The following is a 20,213-nucleotide window of genomic DNA, read 5'->3' as shown; positions in this document are numbered from 1 at the left end:
CGGCCCCCTCAGCGCGCGAGGAAATCCGCGGCCGCGCGCCCGGCCCAGCGCCCCGTGGCCAGGCATCCGGTGATGAGATAGCCCCCCGTGGGCGCCTCCCAGTCGAGCATTTCTCCCGCGCAGAACGTGCCGGGCCGGGCCCGCAGCATGAGCCCGGTATCGAGCGCCTCCCAGGCCAGCCCGCCCGCCACGGAGATCGCCTCGTCGAGCGGGCGCGGTCCGCCGTGGCGGAGCGGCAGCGCCTTGATCTTCTGCGGCAGCGCCTCAGAAAGCGGGCGTCCGAATTCCTGCAGGAGCGCGCGGGCCGGGCCAGCGATGCCTAAGGCCTTGCGCAGGCGGTTGGGCAGGCTCTCCTTCGCGGGCCGCGCCGCGAGCCGCCGGGTCACCTCTGCGTGTGTGAGGCCGGGCTTGAGGTCGAGCACAAGCGGCGCGCCGGTCCGGAGCTCGGGTGAGAGCGCGTAGACGAGGCTCCCCTCAAGGCCCGCGCGGGAGAGGACGAACTCCCCCTCCACCCGGCGCCCCGCGCAGGTCAGCGCCACGCCCTTGAGCGGCGCACCGAAATAGGGCGCCATGTGGTCGGACCAGTCAACGTAGAGCCCCATATTCGCGGGCAGGAAGGGGCGTAAGGGTAGCCCCGCGGCGCGGAACGGCGCGGCCCAGGCCCCGTCAGAGCCGAGCCGGGCCCAGCTGGCCCCGCCCAGCGCGAAGACCGTGACACGCGGCACGATCATTCGCGGGCCATCCGGGGTCTCGAAGCTGTGGCCGTCCCCGGCAAAGCCCGTCCAGCGCCAGCCCAAGCGCCGGTCCAGGGGGTCGAGCCGTGCGAGCCAGGCGCGCAGAAGCGGCGAGGCTTTCATCGCCACGGGGAAGACCAGCCCGGAGCTGCCGGTGAAGAGCTGCTGCCCCAGCCCCTCTGCCCAATCCCGCACGCCGCGCGCGTCGAATGCCGCGAGGATCGGGTCCATCCGGGGGCAGCCAATGGCGGCCTGAAGGCCCGCAAGATCCTCGTCCTTGGTGATATTGAGGCCGCTCTTGCCGGCCATCAGGAACTTGCGCCCAAATGAAGGTCGGGCCTCTGCGAGCACGACGGAGGCCCCCCGCTCGGCGAGGATTTCTGCCGCTGCGAGGCCCGCCGGGCCGCCGCCGATGACGAGCGCCTCCACCGGCTCCGGTGCCATCGCGCGCTGCTCCGCTTTCTCCATCTCGCGCCTTGCCCCTTTCCGGTCGCGCGCCATCCTTCGCCCGGTGAGCCACACCGAACAAGACGAGACCCTGCCGGTCTGCCCGCTTTGCGGGCGCGACATCCCGCCCGGGGTGCCGCAGAGCCTGCATCACCTGATCCCGAAACTCAAAGGCGGCAAGGGCGGGCCCACCATTCTCATGCATCACATCTGCCACAAGGAAGTGCACGCCACGCTCACCGAGGCAGAGCTCGCGCGGAGCTACAACACGCCCGAGGCGCTGCGCAGCCATCCGAGGCTCGAGAAGTTCGCCCGCTGGGTGGCCAAACGCCCGCCGGAGTTCATGAGCCGTGTGCCGGGCGGAAAGCGTAAGCGCTGAGCCGTGAAGCTGGGGCCCGGCCCGTGCAGCCGCTCAGTCGAACAGGGCCTTGATGGCAGCGGCATGACCCGGCTTGGCCTCCCGCGCCGCGGCGCTCCAGACCGCGGCCTGCGCCAGCGGATCCTCCGCGATGGCATCGAAAAGGCCCCAGTCGCGCGCCGTCTCCGCGCTGATCTTTTCTCCGGCCATGAGGATGCGCTTGGCGCGCGGCGCACCGATGAGGGCAGCCATGCGACGCGGGTCCGAGGGCTGGGGCAGGAAACCGAGCTTCATCACCGGGTAGAAGACGCTCGCAGCGGGCACGGCGACGCGCAGATCGCAGGCGAGCACCATGCCGAGCGCGCCGCCCGCCGCTGTCCCGTTGAGAGCAGCGATTGTGAGCCCCGGGAAGCGTGCGATGGCGCCCGAAAGCTCTTCCCAGACCGGAGACGTGGCGAGCCCCTCCTTGGCGGCCGCGAGGTCCATCCCGGCGGAGAAGACCTGGCCTGCTCCGGTCAGTACGAGCACGGGCGTCCGCGCCGCGCGCACCGCGTCCCGCAGCCCTTCGAGCATCTCCCGGGTGAGCGCGTTGGCCTTCTCCGGCCGCGCCAGCCTGAGCTGCGTCACGCCACCAGTCTCTTCCACTTCGATCACGATTGCCTCCCCGTCTGCACCTGCCCTTGACCCCTGCCGCGCGAGACCCGAACACTCAACCAGAGATTTCACGAAGGACCTTGTACCCCATGCCCTCCACTGCCCTGCGCGCCCTCCCGGCGATCGCGTGTCTTGCTCTTCCAGCCCTGCCCGCCGCGGCCCAGGTCTCGCCCGCGGAGGTCTGGGCCTCCTGGCAGGCCTCCTTCGGCGCGGACGGGGAGCAGATCACGCTCCGCACGGGCAGCGTCTCCGAGGCCGGGGGCACGCTCACCGTCACCGATGCGGAGCTCGTCTTCGAGCCCGACATGGAGGGCGCCGACGGCAATGCGCGCATTTCTATCGGACTGGGCGACATCGTCTTCGCGGATCAGGATGACGGGACCATCGCCATCACGCTGGCCGAGGAGATGCCCATCTCGCTCACAGGTGTGGACGAAGACGGCATCCCCTTCGACGCCCGCTTCGGCGTTTCGCTCCGGGGCACGGAGATCGTGGCCTCCGGCACTGCGGAGGCGCTCCAGCATGACGCGCGCAGCAATGCCATCGCCGTCAGCCTCGAGGAGATGCGCCCGATGGAGGAAGGCACCGATCTCGAGATCTCCGTCATCCTCAACGGGCTCGTGCAGCGCTCGCTCGTGGAAGAGGGCGCCGTGCGCCGCACCACCTTCAGCTCCGCCGCCGACAGCCTCGCCTACGCGCTCGCGGCCCGGATCGACGGCGACGGCTCCTTCTCGCTCGACTACGAAAGCGCAGATTACACCGTTACCGGCAGCGTCGCGATCCCCGAAGGCCGAGACGGCACCGAGAATGTGGGCGTGCTTCTGGCCGACGATGCCTACGGCGTGCGCTTCACCTCCACCACCAGCGGCTCGGCCGCCAATCTGAGCTTCGAGGACACCGCCCCGGGCGGAGACGTGGATTTTGCCGGGGCGGCGGGGAGCGTCGACCTGACGATCAGCGCCGGCGAGCAGACCGTTTCCCTGGCAGAAGGCGGCCTCTCGGTCGCCAGCCGCGCGGAGGCGATCACGGGGGCCATGATCTCCGACCAGCTGCCCGTGCCCGTGGCGATCACGCTGGGCTCCACCTCCTTCACCCTCGCCAGCCCGCTCTCGCCTCGCGAGACGGAGGGCGAGATGCGGCTCGGCCTCTCCCTGCGCGACCTCAGCATCGATGATTTTCTCTGGGATCTTTTCGATCCCGCGGCCGTCCTGCCGCGCGATCCGGCGACCTTCGTGCTCGACATCGCCGCGCTCGGGCGCTGGATCGTGGACCCATTCAATGAAAGCGCGCTCGCGGCCCAGGAAGACGATGAGCTTCCGGGCGAGGTAAGCAGCGCGCGGATCGAGACGCTGGAGGTCCGCGCCGCGGGCGCGCGAGTCACGGCGGAAGGCGGGATCAGCTTTGACTATTCCGACCGCGAAACCTTCGACGGACTGCCCGCCCCCGACGGCGAGGTCTCGGCCCGCATCGAGGGCGTGGGCGGGCTCATCGACAAGCTCGTCATGATGGGCCTCGTGCCCCAGGAGCAGAGCATGGGCGCACGCCTCATGCTCGGCCTCTTCGCGAGCCCGGTGCCGGGAGAAGAGGATGTCTTCACCTCCAACCTCGTCGTGGCTCCCGACGGCAGCGTCTTCGCCAACGGTCAGCAGATCCGCTGACGCGCGCCGCGCTTGGCAAGGGTGGGGCGGCGGATTACGTCCCTCCCCAACGCCAGACGACGCCCGGAGCCCCCATGACAGCACAGCCCACCCTCACCGCGCTTGCAGAGGAGACCCTCGCCGCCGCACAGCACGCCGGCGCGGAGGCCGCAGACATCCTCGCCGTGAAGGGCACCTCGGTCAGCATCGACGTGCGCGCGGGCAAGCTGGAGGAAGCCACGCGGGAGGAGGGGCTCGATCTCTCGCTGCGCGTGCTTCTGGGCCAGCGGCAGGCCGTGGTCTCGATCTCTGAGCGCACGCCCGAGGCCCTCGCCGAGATGGCCGCGCGGGCCGTGGCCATGGCGCGCGAAGCCCCGGAGGACAGCGCGCTCGGCCTCGCCGAGGCCCACCAGCTCGCCGCCGAGACCGACCCCGCTTCCCTCGACCTGCTCGACCCAGCCGAAGAGCCGGACCCGGCCGCGCTGCAGGCCGTGGCGACGGAATGCGAAGCTGCCGCGCTCGAGGTGGCGGGCGTGAGCCAGACGCAAGGGGCAGGCGCGAGCTTTGTCAAACGCGAGCTCGTCCTCGCCTCAACCAACGGATTTCTGGCGGAAGCCATGCGCACGGGATCGAGCCTCTACTGCGGCGCGATCAGCGGCACGGGGACAGGCATGGAGCGCGACTTTGACAGCGACAGCCGTGTCTACCGCGCGGACCTGCGCCCGGCCGCGGAGATCGGCCGCCGTGCAGGCGAGCGCGCCGTCGAACGGCAGGGCGCGCGGAAGCCTCCCACGGGGAGCTTCCCCGTTCTTTACGACGAGCGGGTCTCGAGCTCCCTCATCGGGCACCTTCTGATGGCGATCAACGGCTCAGCCATCGTGCGCGGCGCGTCCTGGGCGCGCGGGCTCGAAGGCGAGCGCGTGCTCCCCGAAACGCTCTCGCTCACCGAGGATCCCCACCGCCGCCGGGTGATGGGATCCCGGCTCTTCGACAGCGAGGGGTTGCCCACCCAGGCGCGGCACTGGGTCGAGGCGGGCCGACTGACCGGCTATGTCTGCGACCTCGGCACGGGCCGCAAGCTCGGGCGCGAGAGCACGGCCAATGCGAGCCGGGGCCTTTCCGGCGGGCCGCAGCCCTCCACCTCCAACATCGCGCTCACCCAGGGCGAGGCCAGCCGCGGAGACCTGCTGCGCGACATGGGCACCGGGCTCCTCATCACCTCCATGATCGGGCAGACGATCAACCCCAATACCGGCGATTACTCCCGCGGGGCGTCGGGCTTCTGGGTGGAGGATGGCGAACTCGCCTACCCCGTCAACGAATGCACCGTTGCGGGCAATCTCAGGGACATGCTGCAGAGCCTCACTCCCGCCAATGACGCGCGGCCCTGGCTCTCCACCGTCGTCCCCTCGCTCCTCGTCGAAGGGCTCACCCTTGCCGGGGCCTGACCCCCGCGCCGCGCTCGAGGTCATGGAAGAAGCAGCGCGGGACGCCGGAGAGATCGCGCTCGCGCATTTCCGCGCCGACCCCACCGTGTGGGAAAAGAGTGGGGGCGCGGGCCCCGTGACAGAGGCCGATCTCGCCGTGGACCGGCACCTCAGGGAGCGGCTCCTGAAGGCGCTGCCCGGCGTGGGCTGGCTCTCGGAAGAGACAGAGGACGGGCCGGAGCGGCTCTCTCGCGAGGCGACCTTCATCGTCGATCCCATCGACGGCACCCGGGCATTCATCGAGGGCTCTCGAACCTGGGCCATCAGTATCGCGCTCGTCACCGGGACAGAGCCCGTCGCCGCCGCCGTGCACCTGCCCGCGCGGGGGCTCACCTTTACCGCCCATGCCGGCGGCGGGGCGGCGAAGAACGGGCAACCGATCCAGGCCACGCAAGACATCGCGCCCGATCGCGCCCACCTCCTGAGCGCGAAATCGAACTTCACCCCGCGCTACTGGCAGAGCGTCCCGCCCCGCCCGCAGCTCTCGTTCCGCTCCTCGCTCGCCTACCGGATGGCACTGGTGGCCGAGGGCCGCTTTGACGGGATGCTCACGCTCCGCAACACCTGGGAATGGGACGTGGCCGCGGGCGCGCTTCTGGTGACGGAGGCCGGCGGGCGCGTGGCCACGACTGAGGGCGCGCCGCGCTTCAACAGCCCTGCCGCCGCGCTGCCCGGCCTTATGGCCGGTGCCGCGCCCCTGATCGACGCCTATGCCGCCCACGGGCCGCGCCTGCCCGCCTGATAGGCTCGGTCCCTTGTCGCGCCGCGCACCTTGGCTTGACGCACCCTTGGCGCCGGGTACGGTGCCCGCGCCCATGGGCCGCAAAGGACACCATCCATGACGTGGCATGACGCCGCCTCTGCCTCCGCCGAGGGCCGCCCGCGCCTTGGCCTCTAGCGCCTCTTCCAAGGCCGGGGCTGGCCCGCGGATCTGGTTTCACGTGCCCCGCGAGAGCGCGCTCGACGTGGTGGAGATGCTCACGGACCGCCTCCTTGCCGCAGAGACCGATCTCCGCATCCTCGTGAGCGCGGCAACCACCCCGCTGCCCTCCACCGATCCCCGCGTGGACTTCGCGCGCGCCCCGGCGCCCAAACGCGCGGAGGCCCAGGCCTTCCTGAGGACCTGGGCCCCGGATCTCGCCGTTTGGTTTCCCGGCGAGGACGAGACGCCGCTCCGCGCGGAGCTCGAAGCGGGCGCGCGCAAGATGCCGGTCATCCTGCTCGACGTGGACGAGGGCAGCTTTCCCACCCACCGCGCACCTTGGGCGAAGATCAAGCTACGCTCCCGTCTGAAGCGGTTCCATGCCCTCCTTACTGTCTCGCAGGCCGCAGCCAACCAGCTCGTGGCGCTGGGAGCCGCGCCCACGCGCGTGCAGGTAACGGGGAAGCTCCGCCCCGGCCCCACCGCGCTGCCCTACAACGAGGCAGAGCGTGACGAACTCATCGCCTCCCTCGCCACGCGGCCCGTCTGGTACGGCGTGGACGTCCCCGATGCGGAGGCCGCGGGCGTCATCGCTGCGCAGGCCCATGCCCAGCGCCGCGCGCACCGTACGCTGGCCATCCTCGCCCCCGCCGACGAGGCCGCCGAAGACGCATTCCTGCGTGAGGCGGAGGCGCAGGGACTGCGGGCCGCGCGGCGCAGCGAAAGCTACGACATCGACGAGGAGGTGAACGTCTTCATCGCCGACGACCCGGGCGAAGAGGGGCTCTGGTATCGGCTCGCACCCCTTACCTATCTCGGTGGGACGCTCTCAGGCGCGGCGAGCCGCACGCCCTTCGAGGCGGCGGCCCTCGGATCGGCGATCATCCACGGACCCGCTATTTGGCGGCACGGCGCAGCCTATGGCCGCCTCGCCCGCGCCGCGGCCACAGAGCCGATCCCAGACCTCACAGCACTCGGCCCCGCCATCACCCGCCTCAACGCGCCGGACCGCAGCGCAGCCCTCGCCCACGCCGCCTGGGACGTAGCCACGGAGGGCGCTGAGATGACCGACCGCGTTGTGACGCTTCTCCTCGAGACGCTGGCGGAGGAGGCCTGATGCGGGCGCCGAGCTTCTGGTTCGAGCCCGCCGGGCTGCGCACGGCCCTGCTCTCGCCCGCGGCATGGCTCTATGCCCGGGCCACGGCAGCCCGCGTGGCGCGCCCCCCGCGCTACCGCCCGCCTGTGCCGGTGATCTGCATCGGCAACATCAACGCAGGCGGGACAGGCAAGACCCCCACCGCCATGCTCGCGGCCATGATGCTCACCGAGGCCGGGGAGCGCCCCGTCATCCTGTCTCGCGGCTACGGCGGCAGCCTCGAGGGGCCGGTGACGGTCGATCCCGCCCGACATGGCGCCGCGGAGGTCGGGGACGAGCCCCTTCTCCTCGCCGCCTTCGCCCCGGTCATCGTTGCGCACGACCGCGCCGCCGGGGCCCGGAGCGCTGTGGCTGCGGGCGCGAGCCATATCCTCCTCGATGATGGCTTCCAGAACCCGGACCTGCCCAAGGACCTGAGCATCGTCGTGGTAGATGCCCATCGTGGCTTCGGCAATGGGCGCGTGCTGCCCGCGGGCCCGCTCCGCGAGGCGGTCGTCACCGGTCTGGCGCGCGCGGATTTCGTCCTGTCGATCGGCGCGCCCGGGGCACAGCAGCGTTTCAGCGAAAGGTGGGGGCCAGCGATCAGCGTGCCGCGCCTCGCGGGCCAGCTCGTGCCGCTGCCCACCGGGATGCCCTGGGATCAGATGCGCGCCCTTGCTTTCGCGGGCATCGGCCACCCCGAGAAATTCTTCGCGACGCTGCGCGTCCTTGGGGCCAATGTCCTCCGCGCGGAAGCGCTGAGCGATCACCAGCCACTGACGGAGCCGCTCATGGCCCGCCTCGCGGAAGAGGCCAAGCTCCTCGGCGCGCAGCTCGTGACAACTGAAAAGGACGCCGTGCGCCTGCCGGATAGCTTCCGCGCGAAAGTGGTGACATTGCCGGTGCGCCTTCAGCTCGACGCGCCCGAAGTGCTTCGGGAGCGCCTTCTCGGCCTCGAGGTCAGTACCCCCCCGGGGTAATCCCAAAAAGCCCGAGACAGGCGTCACCGTGGCCCGAAAAACCGGGCCAGCGGCTCAGAGCTTCCCGTCGATGATCTCGCGGAACTCGGCCATGGACATGTTGCCGTAACGCACGCCGTCGATGATGAACGAAGGCGTGGAGCGCACCCCGTCCTCGGCGGCATTGGCCTCGTACCACGCCACGAGGCTCTGCGCCTTCTCGCCGTCGGAGAAGCAGGCATCGAGCTCGGCCTCGCTCAGGCCCGCCGTGAGCCCGATCCGGCGCAGGTTGGCCGCGATCTCGGCAGGCTGGCCCTGGGTCCATTCGCTCTGCTGGCCATAGATCAGATCGGTGATGCCGAAGAAGCGTTCCGCCCCGCCGCAGCGCGCGACCATGGAGGCCCAGAGGCCGAAGCGGTCGAAATAGACCTCGCGGTAGACGAACTCCACGAGCCCGGTGTCGATGTATTCGGACTTCAGCTCTTTGAACGCGCCCTCGTGGAAGGTCCGGCAGTGCGGGCAGGTATAGGAGGCATACTCGATGATCTGCACGGGCGCGCCGGCCTCGCCCAGCGTCATGTCCTCGATCTCGAGCATCTCGGCGGCCTCGACCGTCTGCGCGTTGGCGGCGCCGAGCTGCGGCAGGTCGCGCGCGCCCTGGGAGCCCGGCGCGAAGAACCACGCACCGCCCAGTGCCAGGACAGCTGCGCCGATCAGGATGGGGACAAGTCGTCTCATGTCAGGATGTCCTCTTCGAAGATGTCATCACGTTTTCGCCGAGCGCGGTCAGGGCCGCGCGCAGGCCTTCATCTGTTACGTCGCCCGCGAGCCCGCGCGCCTTGGCCGCTGCCACGGGATCGCCCTCCGGCGCCTCGGGCGCAAAGTCAGCCTGCCCCTCGGCAAACCCCGTCGCCGCGGTCTGGGTGATACGTATGCGCGAGATGGCATTATAGCCATAGCAGGCATTCACCTTCTCTCGAATGCCGGGGAGCTGCATCTGGAGCATCGGTGCGCGTGCCGCCGTCGTCAGGATGGTCAGCGTCGCGCCGAAGCCGCCCTTGGCATAGCTCACCTTCACTGGCCGCGCCGTGGCCGCGATGTCGGCCCCCACGATCTCCGCCCAATGGGTCAGGAGGCGCGTGACGGCAAATCCCCGCGCCTCGCCCGCGTTGCGGATCCGCTTCTCCAAAAGCGTGGAGGCGCGCTGGAAGCCCTTCCTGCGCTGATATGAACCGGGGGTGGCCAAGGTGGCGGTCTCTTTCTCCGTGCTACGTCCTCCTCTATACCCGGGCTTTCGGCGGGCTGCACGGGGGCCCGGGCGGATATCAGCGCGATATCGGGGCATATAGCGAGGGGTGAGCAAACAATTGCGTGATGTGCCGGAGACAACGGCGGAACTGATCTCGGAGACGCTCCTCGACTGGTACGACCGTCATGCGCGCACCATGCCTTGGCGCGTGGGGCCTGCGGAGCGCGCGGCGGGCCACAGGCCCGACCCCTACCGCGTCTGGCTTTCGGAGATCATGCTCCAGCAGACGACCGTGGCCGCCGTTCGAGACTACTTCCTCAAGTTCACATCGATCTGGCCCACCGTGGCGGATCTCGCCGCCGCCGAGGATGCCGATGTCATGGCCGCCTGGGCCGGGCTCGGCTACTACGCCCGCGCCCGCAACCTCCTGAAATGCGCCCGGGTCATCGTCGCCGAGCATGACGGTGCCTTTCCCACGAGCCGCGCAGCGCTCCTCACGTTGCCCGGCGTCGGGCCCTATACGGCCTCCGCCGTCGCCTCCATCGCCTTTGACGAGCCCGCCACCGTGGTGGACGGCAATGTGGAGCGTGTCATGGCACGGCTCCACGATGTGCACACGCCACTGCCGCGCGCGAAGGGCGAATTGACCGAACTCGCCGAACGCTACACACCCAGCGAGCGCCCGGGCGACTACGCGCAGTCCATCATGGATCTCGGCGCCACCATCTGCACGCCGCGGTCGCCCGCCTGTGGCATCTGCCCCGTGCGGACCCCTTGCCGGGCGCGCACCGAGGGCACGGCGGGCAAGCTGCCGAAAAAGGAACCGAAGAAGCCGAAGCCCACGCGCCGCGGCACGGCCTACGTGGCAATCCGCGAAGACGGCGCCCTGCTCCTCGAAACCCGTCCCGAGAGCGGGCTCCTCGGCGGCATGCTCGGCTGGCCCGGGTCGGCATGGACAGAGACTGTTTCACCCAAATCCGAGCCAGATGCGCCATCAGAAGGCCACCCTGACCAGCCGGTGGAGGCGAAGTGGCAGCGCCTCGGCACCGAGGCGCGGCATACCTTCACCCATTTCCACCTCGTGCTCGAGATCGAGATCGCAACCGTCCCGAGCGACGCCCCCGCGAAGCGCGGCAAATTCATCCCGCGCGCCGCATTTCGGCCATCGGATTTGCCCACGGTCATGCGAAAGGTCTATGATCTCGCCACGTCCGCAAAGCACCTTAACGAGTAAACCATGGCCGATATCACCACGCCCCCCGCCCGCAACGGGCTCGCCCAAGCGCTCCCGTTCTGGCTCTCGCTCGCGCTACCGCCCGTGGCCGTGCTTGGCGCGATGACGGGCGGCTGGGCCGTGCTCCTGATGCCCATCTGCACGTGGTATCTGTTTTCCATCATCGACGCTTTCGCGGGCCTCGACGAGGACAACGCCGATCCCGCCACCGATGACGCGCAGCTCTTCTGGTACAAGGCCATCACGATCATCTGGGCGCCCGTGCAGGCGTTCACGCTCTTCGGCATCCTCGCCTATGTGAGCTGGACGGATCACCTGAACGGCTGGGAGAAGACGGGCCTTTTCTTCGGCATCGGCGTCATCACCGGCACGATCGGGATCAACTATGCCCACGAGCTTCTGCACCAGCGCCCGCGCGTGGAGCGCTGGATGGCCGACCTGCTGCTGGCGATGGTGCTCTATTCGCATTTCCGCTCCGAGCACCTGCTTGTCCATCACCGCTATATCGGTACCCCGCGGGACCCCGTGACCGCGCGCTACAATACCGGCTTTCACCGGTTCTTTCCGCGCGTGATCTGGCGCACAGCCGCGAGCGCGTTTCACGCCGAAAAGGCTATGCTTGCGCGCAAGAAACTGCCCTGGCACGACGCGTCGAACCCGTTCTGGCGCTATGCCGTGCTGCAGGGCGGCTTTTTCGCGCTGGCCTTCGCCATCGGCGGCTGGGCGGGGCTGGGGCTCTTTATCTTTCAGGCTTTCGTGGCGATCTGGCAGCTCGAGCTCGTCAATTATATCGAGCATTACGGCCTCACCCGGAAGCATCTCGGCGAGGGAAAGTACGAATACGTCCAGCCGCGCCACTCCTGGAACTCGGCGCACAAGGTCTCGAACTGGCTTCTGATCAATCTCCAGCGCCATTCGGACCATCATTTCAAGGCCGATCGCCGCTTCCCGCTGCTCCAGACCTATGACGAGACCGAGGCGCCGCAATTGCCCTACGGCTACCCTGTGATGACGATGCTGGCGATGTGCCCGCCGCTCTGGCGCCGCGTGATGAACCCCAAGGTGCGGGAGTGGCGCCGCCGCTTCTACCCGGAGATCGAGGACTGGACGCCGTACACCGAGGGCACGACCGACTGGCCCAGGTAAGTCGCGTGCCCTTGCGTCGGCATGCTGCGGCCCACAGGGTGACGGCATGAGCGAAATGGACAGAGATGAGGCTGTGGGTTTCCTGACCGCAGCGGTGGACGAGAGCCACGACAGCCTCGTCCGGTTCACCGACAAGCTTGCCCATATGGGCGAGGCACCGGCCTTCTGGCTTCGCGACTTCCCGGTCCATGTGCGGGCGAAAGGGGCCAACCGCTGCGCTTGGCCCATCCTCGCGCGTCGAACCTACTGGATGACGATATCCGGCCGCGCCGCGGACTATGAGCTGCCCCGTCGCGCGCTTGCTGAGGCGACAGTCACGCTCGCAGGTACGCCGCTCACCCCTGCCGAGGCGACGCTGTTCGAAGACCTCGCTGCGGGCTTCTCGCTTGAGGACAGCGCGCAAGAGGCCGGCGTCGCCGTCACCACCCGCCGCAAACAGGTGCAGCGCGTCTTTCGCAAGCTTGGCGTTAGCTCCCAGGTTGAGCTCGTGGCGCTGGCGAGCCGATGGCTTCACGATCTCGCCGGAGAGATCGGCGACCTGCACCAGAGCGCTTCGAAAGGATGGGAACCCTATGCGCGGTTCCTGCCAGAAGGCGCGCGCCATGGTGTCCTTTGTAGCACGGGCGAGACCGCTACGCGTTACCTTGATGTCGGTCCGGTGGGGGGCAAACCTGTGATGGTCCTGCACCCCATGGTGTTTCCAAATATCGGGCTGGAGGAGGTCGCCCTATGTCACGATCTCGGCTGGAGGGCGCTGTGGCCAATCCGGCCCGGCTGCTTGAGCACGGCCACCCACACCTCCACGGGTTGGGAGGCCCACTGCCGCGAGGTCGTCTCCGGCATGGCGGCATTGCACGAGATGATCGGTGGCGGGCCGATCCCGCTGATGTCGCTCGTCTCCGGCGGGGCCTATGCGACGGCCTATGCGGAAACGTACCCAGAACGGGTCTCCCGCATTGACCTCGTCTCAACCTGCTTTTCGGGTGGCAAGTCATCCTCGCGGGACATCTATTTCGGCGAAGCCTTCCTGCGCAGCGTACGGCAGAATGGGCGGATGGCCTTTGCCGCCGTCCAACACCTCGCTGGGAGCCTGGCCCGGCACCGCGACTACCGGGAAAAAACCGCGCGGCGTGTTTTCGGGGATTGCGAGATCGACCAGGCTCTACTTGATGAGGACTTTGGCACGCCCGAGCGTGACGATCGTTTCACCTTTGCGACCCTGCATTCGATGGATTCGATGCGCTACGATTACATGGCGCAGATCAAGTTCTCTTGGCGGCGCGCGGCGGCGCTCCCGATTCCCAAGGTATTTTGGCACGGCGCGGAGGATCGGGTGCACAACGCCGACGACCTCAAACGCCTCGCCCAAACGGTAATGGGCGCGCCGGCGCGCATTCTGCCGGGGACGGGGCACCTGACCCAAGGCGCGCCGCTGCGCGACATCTTCCGGCGTATCGCAGCCGATATACCCCAAACGGGGTAGCGTCTCCTACTTCGTCATTTCTCGCTGCCCTGTCATGTCGGACACCCGAAGCAGGACAGGCAAGTCCGGGCATTTGGGAAGGAAACACCATGTTGAGACCAAGTCTGATCGCGGCCAGCCTCGCAGCGCTGGCAGGCTGCATGGAGACGGGCTCCGCCGGAGAGAGCGCGCCAGCCGGAGTCGCGATCACCAGCGAAGCCGAATTCCGCAGCGCCATCGTGGGCCGGGAACTCGGCTTCAACGGCAACACTTTCACTGTAAACGCGGATGGCACGTTCTCTGGCCCATGGGATGGCAACGGGATCTCCGGCACCTGGAGCTGGGAGAACGGCGCATTCTGCCGGACGGGCCGAGCCGGGACCCGCGTGCTGGAACGCGATTGTCAGGCATGGGCCGTCAACGGCAACACCGCCACGGTGACCCGTAACCGAGGCGCGGGCACGAGCTTCGACTACACGATCAGCTAGTCCCTTAGGAAATCAGGGCGCGCATTCTCCGCCCTGCCTCCCCGGCGCCGTGTGAGGGCGCCGGTCCGGCGCGGTCCTTCAGCGTATTTCCATTGGAGGCCGCGCCACCTCCATTCTTGAAGACAGCATATGAGCGTAGCTGCGGCGCTAGCCGATCAGCGTCACGTCCTTGGAGAAGCTTTCCTTCACCACACGCCGCGTGATCTCTGCGAAGGCTTCGAAGGCGGCGGGATTGCCGCTTGTGATGCGCGAGGCGAGCCCGATTTGCCGGTAGTGCTGCGGCTTCATCGGCAGGATCGCCACGTCAGGGTCCTGCTGGCCCACCTCCGAACGCACATAGAGCGCCGGCAGGAGCGTCACCCCCATGCCCAGCGCCACCATCTGGCGCAGCGCGTCGAGGCTCGTGCCCTCGAAGTCTTCCCGCATGTTCGCCCCCGCATCCACCGCCAGCGCGGCCATCTGATGGTGCAGGGCGTAGGAGGAGCTGAGCGTCAGGATGCTCTGCCCCGCGAGATCGGCCTTGCGCGCCGTCTCCTGCCGGGCCAGCCGATGCTCCTGCGACACGGCAAGTCCCAGGGGCTCGCGGAAAAGCGGTAGGACGCGATACTCCTCCGCCGGGAGCGGGAGCTGGGTCAGGATCATGTCGTGCCGTCCCGCGGACAGCTCTTCGGCCAGGACCCGGGGCGGCGCGTCGCGGATGATGAGCTTGACCGATGGATGATCGAGGTGCAGCCGGTGCAGTACCTTCGGCAGGAGATACGGCCCGACCGTTGGAGACGTACCGAGCCGGAGCGTGCCGCCCAGATCGCCCTCCGACGTTACCGCCGCCTGCGTAAGCGCATCGACAGCCTGAAGCACCGTCTGCGCATGGGCAGCGACCTCCCGGCCCAGCGGTGTCAGGATCAAACCGGTGCGGCGCCGCTCCACGAGCATGCCACCAAGCGCATCCTCCAGGGCCTTGATTTGCAAGCTCAAGGAAGGCTGGCTAATCCCCAGCACCCGCGCGGCACGCGCGTATTGCCGCTCTGCGACGAGCGTCGCGAGGTAGCGGATCTGGCGGAGTGACACATCCATCACCGACGATACTCATCTTTCTATCGATAGGTTTTTCCAATGCAAATCTAGCGTGTCATTGTATTTACCCTGCGTCAACACCGCCCATATCCGCGTCAGACACCCGGCGCCCCTCGCGGAGAGACATCATGGAAATCTACGGCAACAACGACGACAACACCCTCACCGGCTCCGGCGGCAATGACGAGATCAAGGGCCGCGGCGGCGATGACATCCTTCGGGGCCTCGGCGGCAATGATGAGCTCATCGGCGGTTCGGGCGACGACCGACTCGTCGGCGGCGCAGGCAATGACGAACTGATCGGCGGCTCCGGCAACGATACATTTGTCTACGAGGCCGGCGCGGACATGATCGAGGATTTCGGTGATGTCGACATCATCGAGATCGATGCCAGCCTCGGCGTCTCAGACTTTGCAGCGCTCATGGCGCTGGCGTCCTCCGTCGGCGGCGGCGACGACACCCGCATCGACTTTGGCAACGGCAACACGCTGCGCCTCGAAGACGTGCGGAAGAACGATCTGACCGCCGCCGACTTCGATTTCGGAGGCGTCAGCCCGCCTCCACCCGACACGACAGACCGGCCGACGGGAGGCGACGACGATCTGGAAGGCACATCCGGCAACGACGTCATTGACGGTCTGGACGGCAATGACACGATCCGCGGCAACGAGGGCAACGACGAGCTCGACGGCGGCGCCGGGAATGACCGCCTTCTGGGCAATGCTGGCAACGACGAACTCGACGGGGTCAGCGGAAACGACACCGTGAACGGCGGCTCGGGAGATGACGACCTGAGCGGCGGCGCGGGCCGAGACCGCCTCAACGGCGGTGGCGGCCGCGACGATCTGGACGGCGGCGATGGCAACGACCGCCTCAACGGCGGCAGCGGGCGCGATGACCTCGACGGAGGGCGCGGCAGCGACATCCTCAACGGCGGAAACGGCAAGGACGACCTCGATGGGGGGAACGGACGCGACCGTCTTGACGGCGGAGCAGGCGACGACATCCTCAACGGCGGCAGCGGGGCAGACACCTTTGTCTTCAACGGCGGCGCCGACGTGATCGAGGACTTCACCGACCAGGACCTCATCGAGATCGACACCGCGCTCGGCGTCACGGATTTCGCGACGTTGATGGGTCTCGCCTCGGCCACAGGCGGCGGCGACGATACGCTTTTTACCTTCGCGAGCGGCGACACCCTACGCGTCGAGGACATGCGCGAGGCCGCATTCACGGCCGACGATTTCGATTTCGTCTGACGACCGGCAATCAAAAAAAGCCCCGCCGTTTGACGGGCGGGGCTGAAGTTGGTGCCATGCGTCAGGCCACAGGCACCGGCGGTAGTCTGTTTCGAGCGGTCCTCAGACCGATCCTTGGCGCATTTCCGAGCGGATCTGCTGGCGCAGGAGGTCGATGGAGACCTCCTTGCCGTCCTTTTCGAAATTCCAGTAGGCCCAGCCATTGCAGGAGGGCGCGCCTTCGAGCTTGGCGCCGACCTGGTGAATGGAGCCCGCGAGCTTGCCGGAGACGAGCGTGCCATCGGCGCGGACCTTGGCGGTCTGCCCGCGCGGGCCGGTTAGCACCTCGCCCGGGCGCAGCATGCCGCGCTCCACGAGTTGGCCGAAGGGGACGCGGGGCTCGGCGCGCTTCGAGGCCGTCACGGCGAGCGCCGCGGCATCGAGCCGGCGCACGTCGCCGATGCGGCGCGCGGCGATCTCGCGGTAATCTTCCTCGCGCTCGATCCCGATCCAATGTCGGCCGAGCATCTTGGCCACCGCGCCCGTGGTGCCGGTGCCGAAGAACGGATCGAGGATCACGTCGCCCGGATTGGTCGTGCCCACGATGATGCGATGCAGCAGGCTTGCGGGCTTCTGCGTGGGATGGGCCTTGTCGCCCTTGGCATCCTTGAGCCGCTCATGGCCGGTGCAGATCGGCAGCACCCAGTCGGAGCGCATCTGCACACCCTCGTTGAGCGCCTTCAGCGCCTCGTAGTTGAACGTGTATTTCGCGCCCTCCCCGCGGGAGGCCCAGATCAGCGTCTCGTGGGCATTGGTGAAGCGTTTGCCGCGAAAATTGGGCATCGGATTCGACTTGCGCCAGACCACGTCATTGAGGACCCAGAAGCCCGCATCCTGCAGCGCAGCGCCCACGCGGTAGATATTGTGATAGCTGCCGATGACCCAGAGCGCGCCGTGGGGCTTCAGGATGCGCTTTGCGGCCGAAAGCCACTCCCGGGTGAAGCGGTCATAGGCGGCAAAGCTCGCGAACTGATCCCAATCGTTGGTGACGGCGTCCACGCGGGAGGCGTCGGGCCGGTGCAGCTCCTGCCGAAGCTGGAGATTATAGGGGGGATCGGCGAAGATGAGATCCACGGACGCCTCCGGAAGAGCCTGCATCGCCGCGATGCAATCGCCCGCAAGAATAGTGTCCAAAGGAAGCGCCCCCGCGCCCTTCGCGTCGTTCATCATCACTGCCTCTTTACCGGGTGTCCCCGGGCCACGTTGCCGCCTCTGACGGGCGATCTGCTCGTTGGTCTCAAAATGAATCAGAGCCGATTCCCAAGTCAAAAACTATAAGAATCAGGGGTTTACTTATTTTTCTTGCCACAAGATGTTGTGTACCGGCTTGAAGGACCGTCTATGGTGTGGGGTCACCCCCAGATTTTGAAGCGCTGAAATATGGCTTTTTGTGGGATAGCCCTGGTTCGTCTCCCAGCCGTAGCCGGGATGGTGTTGCGCCAAATCATACATGACACGATCGCGACAGATTTTGGCCACAATGGAGGCCGCCGCGATGCTCAGCGAGCGGGCGTCGCCCTTCACGATCGCGTCCCCCGGACAGCCCAGATCGCGGGGGATGATGTTGCCGTCGATCAACGCGAGGGAGACCGGCGCGAGCTGCGCCACGGCGCGGACCATGGCGAGGTGAGAGGCGCGCAGGATGTTGATCCGGTCGATCTCTTCCACGCTCGCGACGCCCAGCGCCCACTCCGCTCGGGCGGTGATCTCGGTATAGAGGGCTTCGCGGCGCGCCTTGCTCAAGGCCTTGGAATCGTCGAGCCCCGCGGGAATGTCATCGGGATTGAGGATCACTGCCGCAGCCATCACGGGCCCGGCCAGCGGGCCGCGGCCCACCTCGTCGACACCCGCGACGCGCAAAAGGCCGCGCGCATGCGCGGCTGTTTCGGTGCTGTAGTCAGGGGGCCCGGCCATGGCGCGACACTTCCACGGAAGGCCGCCTCTCACAATGCACGGTGCTATGTGGGATTAGCGCGACCTCCGTCGCGATTTGGGACTAGCGCGCTGGCCCCGCCGCGCGGCAGATCTCGTTGACGCAATCGGCCACGCCTTCGACGCCGATCATGTCGCCTGAGCCCAGGGCACTGATGCCTGTGAGACCAATGCCGCCCACCGCGACGGCGAGCACCAGAAGGTCGAATACGGACCAACTGCGCCCGCGCTTCTTGGCCGGGATAACGTTGTCAGCCATCTTCACCCCTTCAAGTACACGTTGCTCTCTCTCCGAGGGCAGGAATGCCCGAGAATTGAGGCAAATGCATGAAGTCCCCATGCCGCTTGTGCGGTCATATGAAGAGGGGGAGGAGCCCATGCTCTCCTCCCCCTCCCCGCGCCGGGCAGGACCAATGCCCGGCACGCCTGCCTCAACGAGCCGGGATACTCACCACACAAAGCCCGCCCGGCGCAGGCATCTCGGGCCAAATCCGGGCCGGGGGCCCTGCGCGGTCGCGAACCGGCGGAAGCACTGCTCCGGGAGCTTGGCGTAATGGGGGAATGAGGTCCTCAGGCAGCGATAGCCGAAGAACTGGGGCGGCCCGCCGCGGCCATGGGCGGCGGTGGCGCGGATGCAGTGCTTGGGCAAGCGCTTCGCGAGGTTGGGCTGCGGGCGCACCTGCCGAGTGGCGGTGGCGGCCTTCTTGCGGCGGTCATCCTTGGCCGCCTCGGCGATGCCGTAGAGGATGAGCGCCCCGAAGAGCAACGCGGCGAGGTCCTCGCCATCGGCGGCCCGCGCCGGGGTGGGAGAAAGCGACGTGACCGCGATCACGCCGGAGAGCAGAAGGGCAGCGAATGGTTTGAGCATTGTCTTTCCTCATCTTGGGCGGGCAGCGTGCCCGGGTGATGGGAGAAGGCTGGGGCCGGGCCCTTTGAGCAGACAATATCGCCCGCCTGATAGGCGATAACCGGGCGCGCCAGACAGCGGGATATTGAATAACGGCAGCGCGGCGGGCACGGTCCGCCCATGACACGCTTCCTTCTCTCCCGGCTTCTTCTACCGGGCGCCTTCGCGCTCCTCGGCGCCGCGGCGCAGGCCGCTTGCTTTGCCGATTACAAGGCCAAGCAGGACGATCCGCTGCGCCTCCATTACGGCGTGGCCGAGATCAGCGGCGCCTGCACGCCCGCCAATGCCCGCGTTCAGCTCGCGCCGCGCGTGGCCGAGGGCGGCTGGACCCTTCTCAACATCGTCTCGGTCTTCGACGATACCGGGCTCGCGGAAAGGCAAGAGAGTGCAGGAAACTACTTCCTCCGCTTCTGAGACCCGCGCGGCGGGGACCCGCGTGGTGCTTCTCGGCGTCATCGCGATCGTGGCGATCCTCGCCGTGGCTGGCGCCGCGCTCCTGCTGACGCTGCCTGACGCCGACGCCTTCAACCAGCGCGTGGAGGCGATTTTCGTCGAAAACGACACCCTCACGAGCGCGGCCGAGATCAAGCTCCTCGAGATCATCGCGCAATCGGGCACCGCCTTCTCGGACGTCCTGGCGAGCTACCGGCTCGTGATCTTCGTGCTGCTCGTCTTCGCCACGGCACTCCTTGTGGCCACGCTCGTCTTTCTCGTGGCGCTCGTGGCGCTGACCCGCCGCATGGGCGAGATCGAGAGGACGGGGATCCAGGTGAACTCCCTCCTCATCTCGCGCGACGAGAACGTGGTCTACCTCAACAACATGGAATTCAAGCTGACGCCCGCGGCCATCGAGACGCTCTCGGTCCTCGCCGAGGCGCGCATGGACGGCGATGTCCTCACCGGCGCGGAGCTCGAAGGCGTCATTTCTGGGCGCAGCGCATCGGATTGCGAGGAGGCCGCCGGGGCCACCCGCATCAAGCGCCTGCGCGACGCTCTCGGCAACCAGATGGTGAGCGAGCTTCTCGTGAAGAACATCGCCCGCAAGGGCTACATGCTCTCCATCGACAAGGACGTCATCAAGATGGTCTGA

The 20,213-nt window shown here is 67.9% G+C and carries 22 protein-coding genes; 13 read left to right on the top strand and 9 right to left on the bottom strand.

Annotated elements, in window-relative coordinates; all coding sequences use genetic code 11:
- Positions 1-8: 8 nt before the first annotated feature.
- Positions 9-1,202, bottom strand: coding sequence for a TIGR03862 family flavoprotein (locus AAFM92_14565; protein MEL7301601.1), 1,194 nt, complete (start codon positions 1,200-1,202; stop codon positions 9-11).
- A 43-nt stretch (positions 1,203-1,245) separates the two neighbouring features.
- On the opposite strand from AAFM92_14565, the gene AAFM92_14560 reads away from it, so the two are divergent.
- Positions 1,246-1,560 (top strand): HNH endonuclease, encoded by a 315-nt coding sequence (locus AAFM92_14560; protein MEL7301600.1) that lies wholly within the window; start codon positions 1,246-1,248, stop codon positions 1,558-1,560.
- 33 nt (positions 1,561-1,593) lie between these two features.
- Here AAFM92_14560 and AAFM92_14555 read toward each other — a convergent pair whose 3' ends face one another.
- Positions 1,594-2,193, bottom strand: coding sequence for an enoyl-CoA hydratase/isomerase family protein (locus AAFM92_14555; protein ID MEL7301599.1), 600 nt, complete (start codon positions 2,191-2,193; stop codon positions 1,594-1,596).
- Positions 2,194-2,282: 89 nt separating this feature from the next.
- Between AAFM92_14555 and AAFM92_14550 the strand changes: the two genes are divergently transcribed.
- The 5 genes from AAFM92_14550 (at position 2,283) to lpxK (ending at position 8,354) form a co-directional block, all read left to right on the top strand.
- A complete protein-coding gene (locus tag AAFM92_14550) occupies positions 2,283-3,851 on the top strand; it encodes a DUF2125 domain-containing protein (GenBank protein ID MEL7301598.1) in 1,569 nt (522 codons plus the stop codon).
- Between the two features lie 74 nt (positions 3,852-3,925).
- On the top strand, positions 3,926-5,278 hold the full coding sequence (locus AAFM92_14545) for a metallopeptidase TldD-related protein (protein MEL7301597.1): 1,353 nt from the start codon (positions 3,926-3,928) through the stop codon (positions 5,276-5,278).
- A 22-nt stretch (positions 5,279-5,300) separates the two neighbouring features.
- Positions 5,301-6,059 (top strand): 3'(2'),5'-bisphosphate nucleotidase CysQ, encoded by a 759-nt coding sequence (locus AAFM92_14540; protein ID MEL7301596.1) that lies wholly within the window; start codon positions 5,301-5,303, stop codon positions 6,057-6,059.
- Between the two features lie 106 nt (positions 6,060-6,165).
- Positions 6,166-7,356 (top strand): glycosyltransferase N-terminal domain-containing protein, encoded by a 1,191-nt coding sequence (locus tag AAFM92_14535; protein ID MEL7301595.1) that lies wholly within the window; start codon positions 6,166-6,168, stop codon positions 7,354-7,356.
- Positions 7,356-8,354 carry a tetraacyldisaccharide 4'-kinase gene (gene lpxK / locus AAFM92_14530; GenBank protein MEL7301594.1) on the top strand — a complete coding sequence of 333 codons (999 nt, stop codon included), beginning with the start codon at positions 7,356-7,358 and terminating at the stop codon, positions 8,352-8,354. Before AAFM92_14535 ends, lpxK begins: the two co-directional genes overlap by 1 nt.
- Positions 8,355-8,408: 54 nt before the next feature.
- Here the strand turns inward: lpxK and AAFM92_14525 are convergent, their stop codons facing one another.
- Positions 8,409-9,071, bottom strand: coding sequence for a thioredoxin domain-containing protein (locus AAFM92_14525; GenBank protein MEL7301593.1), 663 nt, complete (start codon positions 9,069-9,071; stop codon positions 8,409-8,411).
- A 1-nt stretch (position 9,072) separates the two neighbouring features.
- Positions 9,073-9,579 carry a DUF721 domain-containing protein gene (locus AAFM92_14520; protein ID MEL7301592.1) on the bottom strand — a complete coding sequence of 169 codons (507 nt, stop codon included), beginning with the start codon at positions 9,577-9,579 and terminating at the stop codon, positions 9,073-9,075.
- A 109-nt stretch (positions 9,580-9,688) separates the two neighbouring features.
- On the opposite strand from AAFM92_14520, the gene mutY reads away from it, so the two are divergent.
- The 4 genes from mutY (at position 9,689) to AAFM92_14500 (ending at position 13,912) form a co-directional block, all read left to right on the top strand.
- A complete protein-coding gene (gene mutY, locus AAFM92_14515) occupies positions 9,689-10,816 on the top strand; it encodes an A/G-specific adenine glycosylase (GenBank protein MEL7301591.1) in 1,128 nt (375 codons plus the stop codon).
- Between the two features lie 3 nt (positions 10,817-10,819).
- A complete protein-coding gene (locus tag AAFM92_14510) occupies positions 10,820-11,962 on the top strand; it encodes an alkane 1-monooxygenase (protein MEL7301590.1) in 1,143 nt (380 codons plus the stop codon).
- Between the two features lie 46 nt (positions 11,963-12,008).
- The gene (locus AAFM92_14505) at positions 12,009-13,445 is read left to right on the top strand and encodes an alpha/beta hydrolase (GenBank protein ID MEL7301589.1); all 1,437 of its coding nucleotides are present in this window, start codon (positions 12,009-12,011) and stop codon (positions 13,443-13,445) included.
- A gap of 89 nt (positions 13,446-13,534) precedes the next feature.
- A complete protein-coding gene (locus AAFM92_14500; protein ID MEL7301588.1) occupies positions 13,535-13,912 on the top strand; it encodes a hypothetical protein in 378 nt (125 codons plus the stop codon).
- A gap of 147 nt (positions 13,913-14,059) precedes the next feature.
- On the opposite strand, the gene AAFM92_14495 is transcribed toward AAFM92_14500, so the two are convergent.
- Positions 14,060-14,986, bottom strand: a complete 927-nt coding sequence (locus tag AAFM92_14495) for a hydrogen peroxide-inducible genes activator (protein ID MEL7301587.1) — start codon at positions 14,984-14,986, stop codon at positions 14,060-14,062.
- A 128-nt stretch (positions 14,987-15,114) separates the two neighbouring features.
- Here AAFM92_14495 and AAFM92_14490 point away from each other — a divergent pair, with 128 nt between their 5' ends.
- Positions 15,115-16,245 (top strand): calcium-binding protein, encoded by a 1,131-nt coding sequence (locus tag AAFM92_14490; GenBank protein MEL7301586.1) that lies wholly within the window; start codon positions 15,115-15,117, stop codon positions 16,243-16,245.
- Positions 16,246-16,347: 102 nt separating this feature from the next.
- Here the strand turns inward: AAFM92_14490 and AAFM92_14485 are convergent, their stop codons facing one another.
- The 4 genes from AAFM92_14485 to AAFM92_14470 all read right to left on the bottom strand — a co-directional run bounded on the left by AAFM92_14485 (position 16,348) and on the right by AAFM92_14470 (position 19,084).
- Positions 16,348-17,451 (bottom strand): site-specific DNA-methyltransferase, encoded by a 1,104-nt coding sequence (locus tag AAFM92_14485; GenBank protein ID MEL7301585.1) that lies wholly within the window; start codon positions 17,449-17,451, stop codon positions 16,348-16,350.
- 126 nt (positions 17,452-17,577) lie between these two features.
- A complete protein-coding gene (locus tag AAFM92_14480; protein ID MEL7301584.1) occupies positions 17,578-18,198 on the bottom strand; it encodes a ribonuclease HII in 621 nt (206 codons plus the stop codon).
- Positions 18,199-18,280: 82 nt separating this feature from the next.
- Positions 18,281-18,475, bottom strand: coding sequence for a hypothetical protein (locus AAFM92_14475; GenBank protein ID MEL7301583.1), 195 nt, complete (start codon positions 18,473-18,475; stop codon positions 18,281-18,283).
- Between the two features lie 189 nt (positions 18,476-18,664).
- The gene (locus AAFM92_14470) at positions 18,665-19,084 is read right to left on the bottom strand and encodes a hypothetical protein (GenBank protein ID MEL7301582.1); all 420 of its coding nucleotides are present in this window, start codon (positions 19,082-19,084) and stop codon (positions 18,665-18,667) included.
- Positions 19,085-19,243: 159 nt separating this feature from the next.
- On the opposite strand from AAFM92_14470, the gene AAFM92_14465 reads away from it, so the two are divergent.
- A complete protein-coding gene (locus tag AAFM92_14465; GenBank protein MEL7301581.1) occupies positions 19,244-19,537 on the top strand; it encodes a hypothetical protein in 294 nt (97 codons plus the stop codon).
- Positions 19,509-20,213 carry a hypothetical protein gene (locus tag AAFM92_14460; protein ID MEL7301580.1) on the top strand — a complete coding sequence of 235 codons (705 nt, stop codon included), beginning with the start codon at positions 19,509-19,511 and terminating at the stop codon, positions 20,211-20,213. Before AAFM92_14465 ends, AAFM92_14460 begins: the two co-directional genes overlap by 29 nt.

The sequence above is a fragment of the Pseudomonadota bacterium genome (assembly GCA_038533575.1).
Classification (GTDB): Bacteria; Pseudomonadota; Alphaproteobacteria; order Rhodobacterales; family Rhodobacteraceae; genus Shimia_B.
The sequence above is the reverse complement of the archived record's forward strand: the minus strand, read 5'-3'. Positions and strand labels throughout refer to the sequence as shown.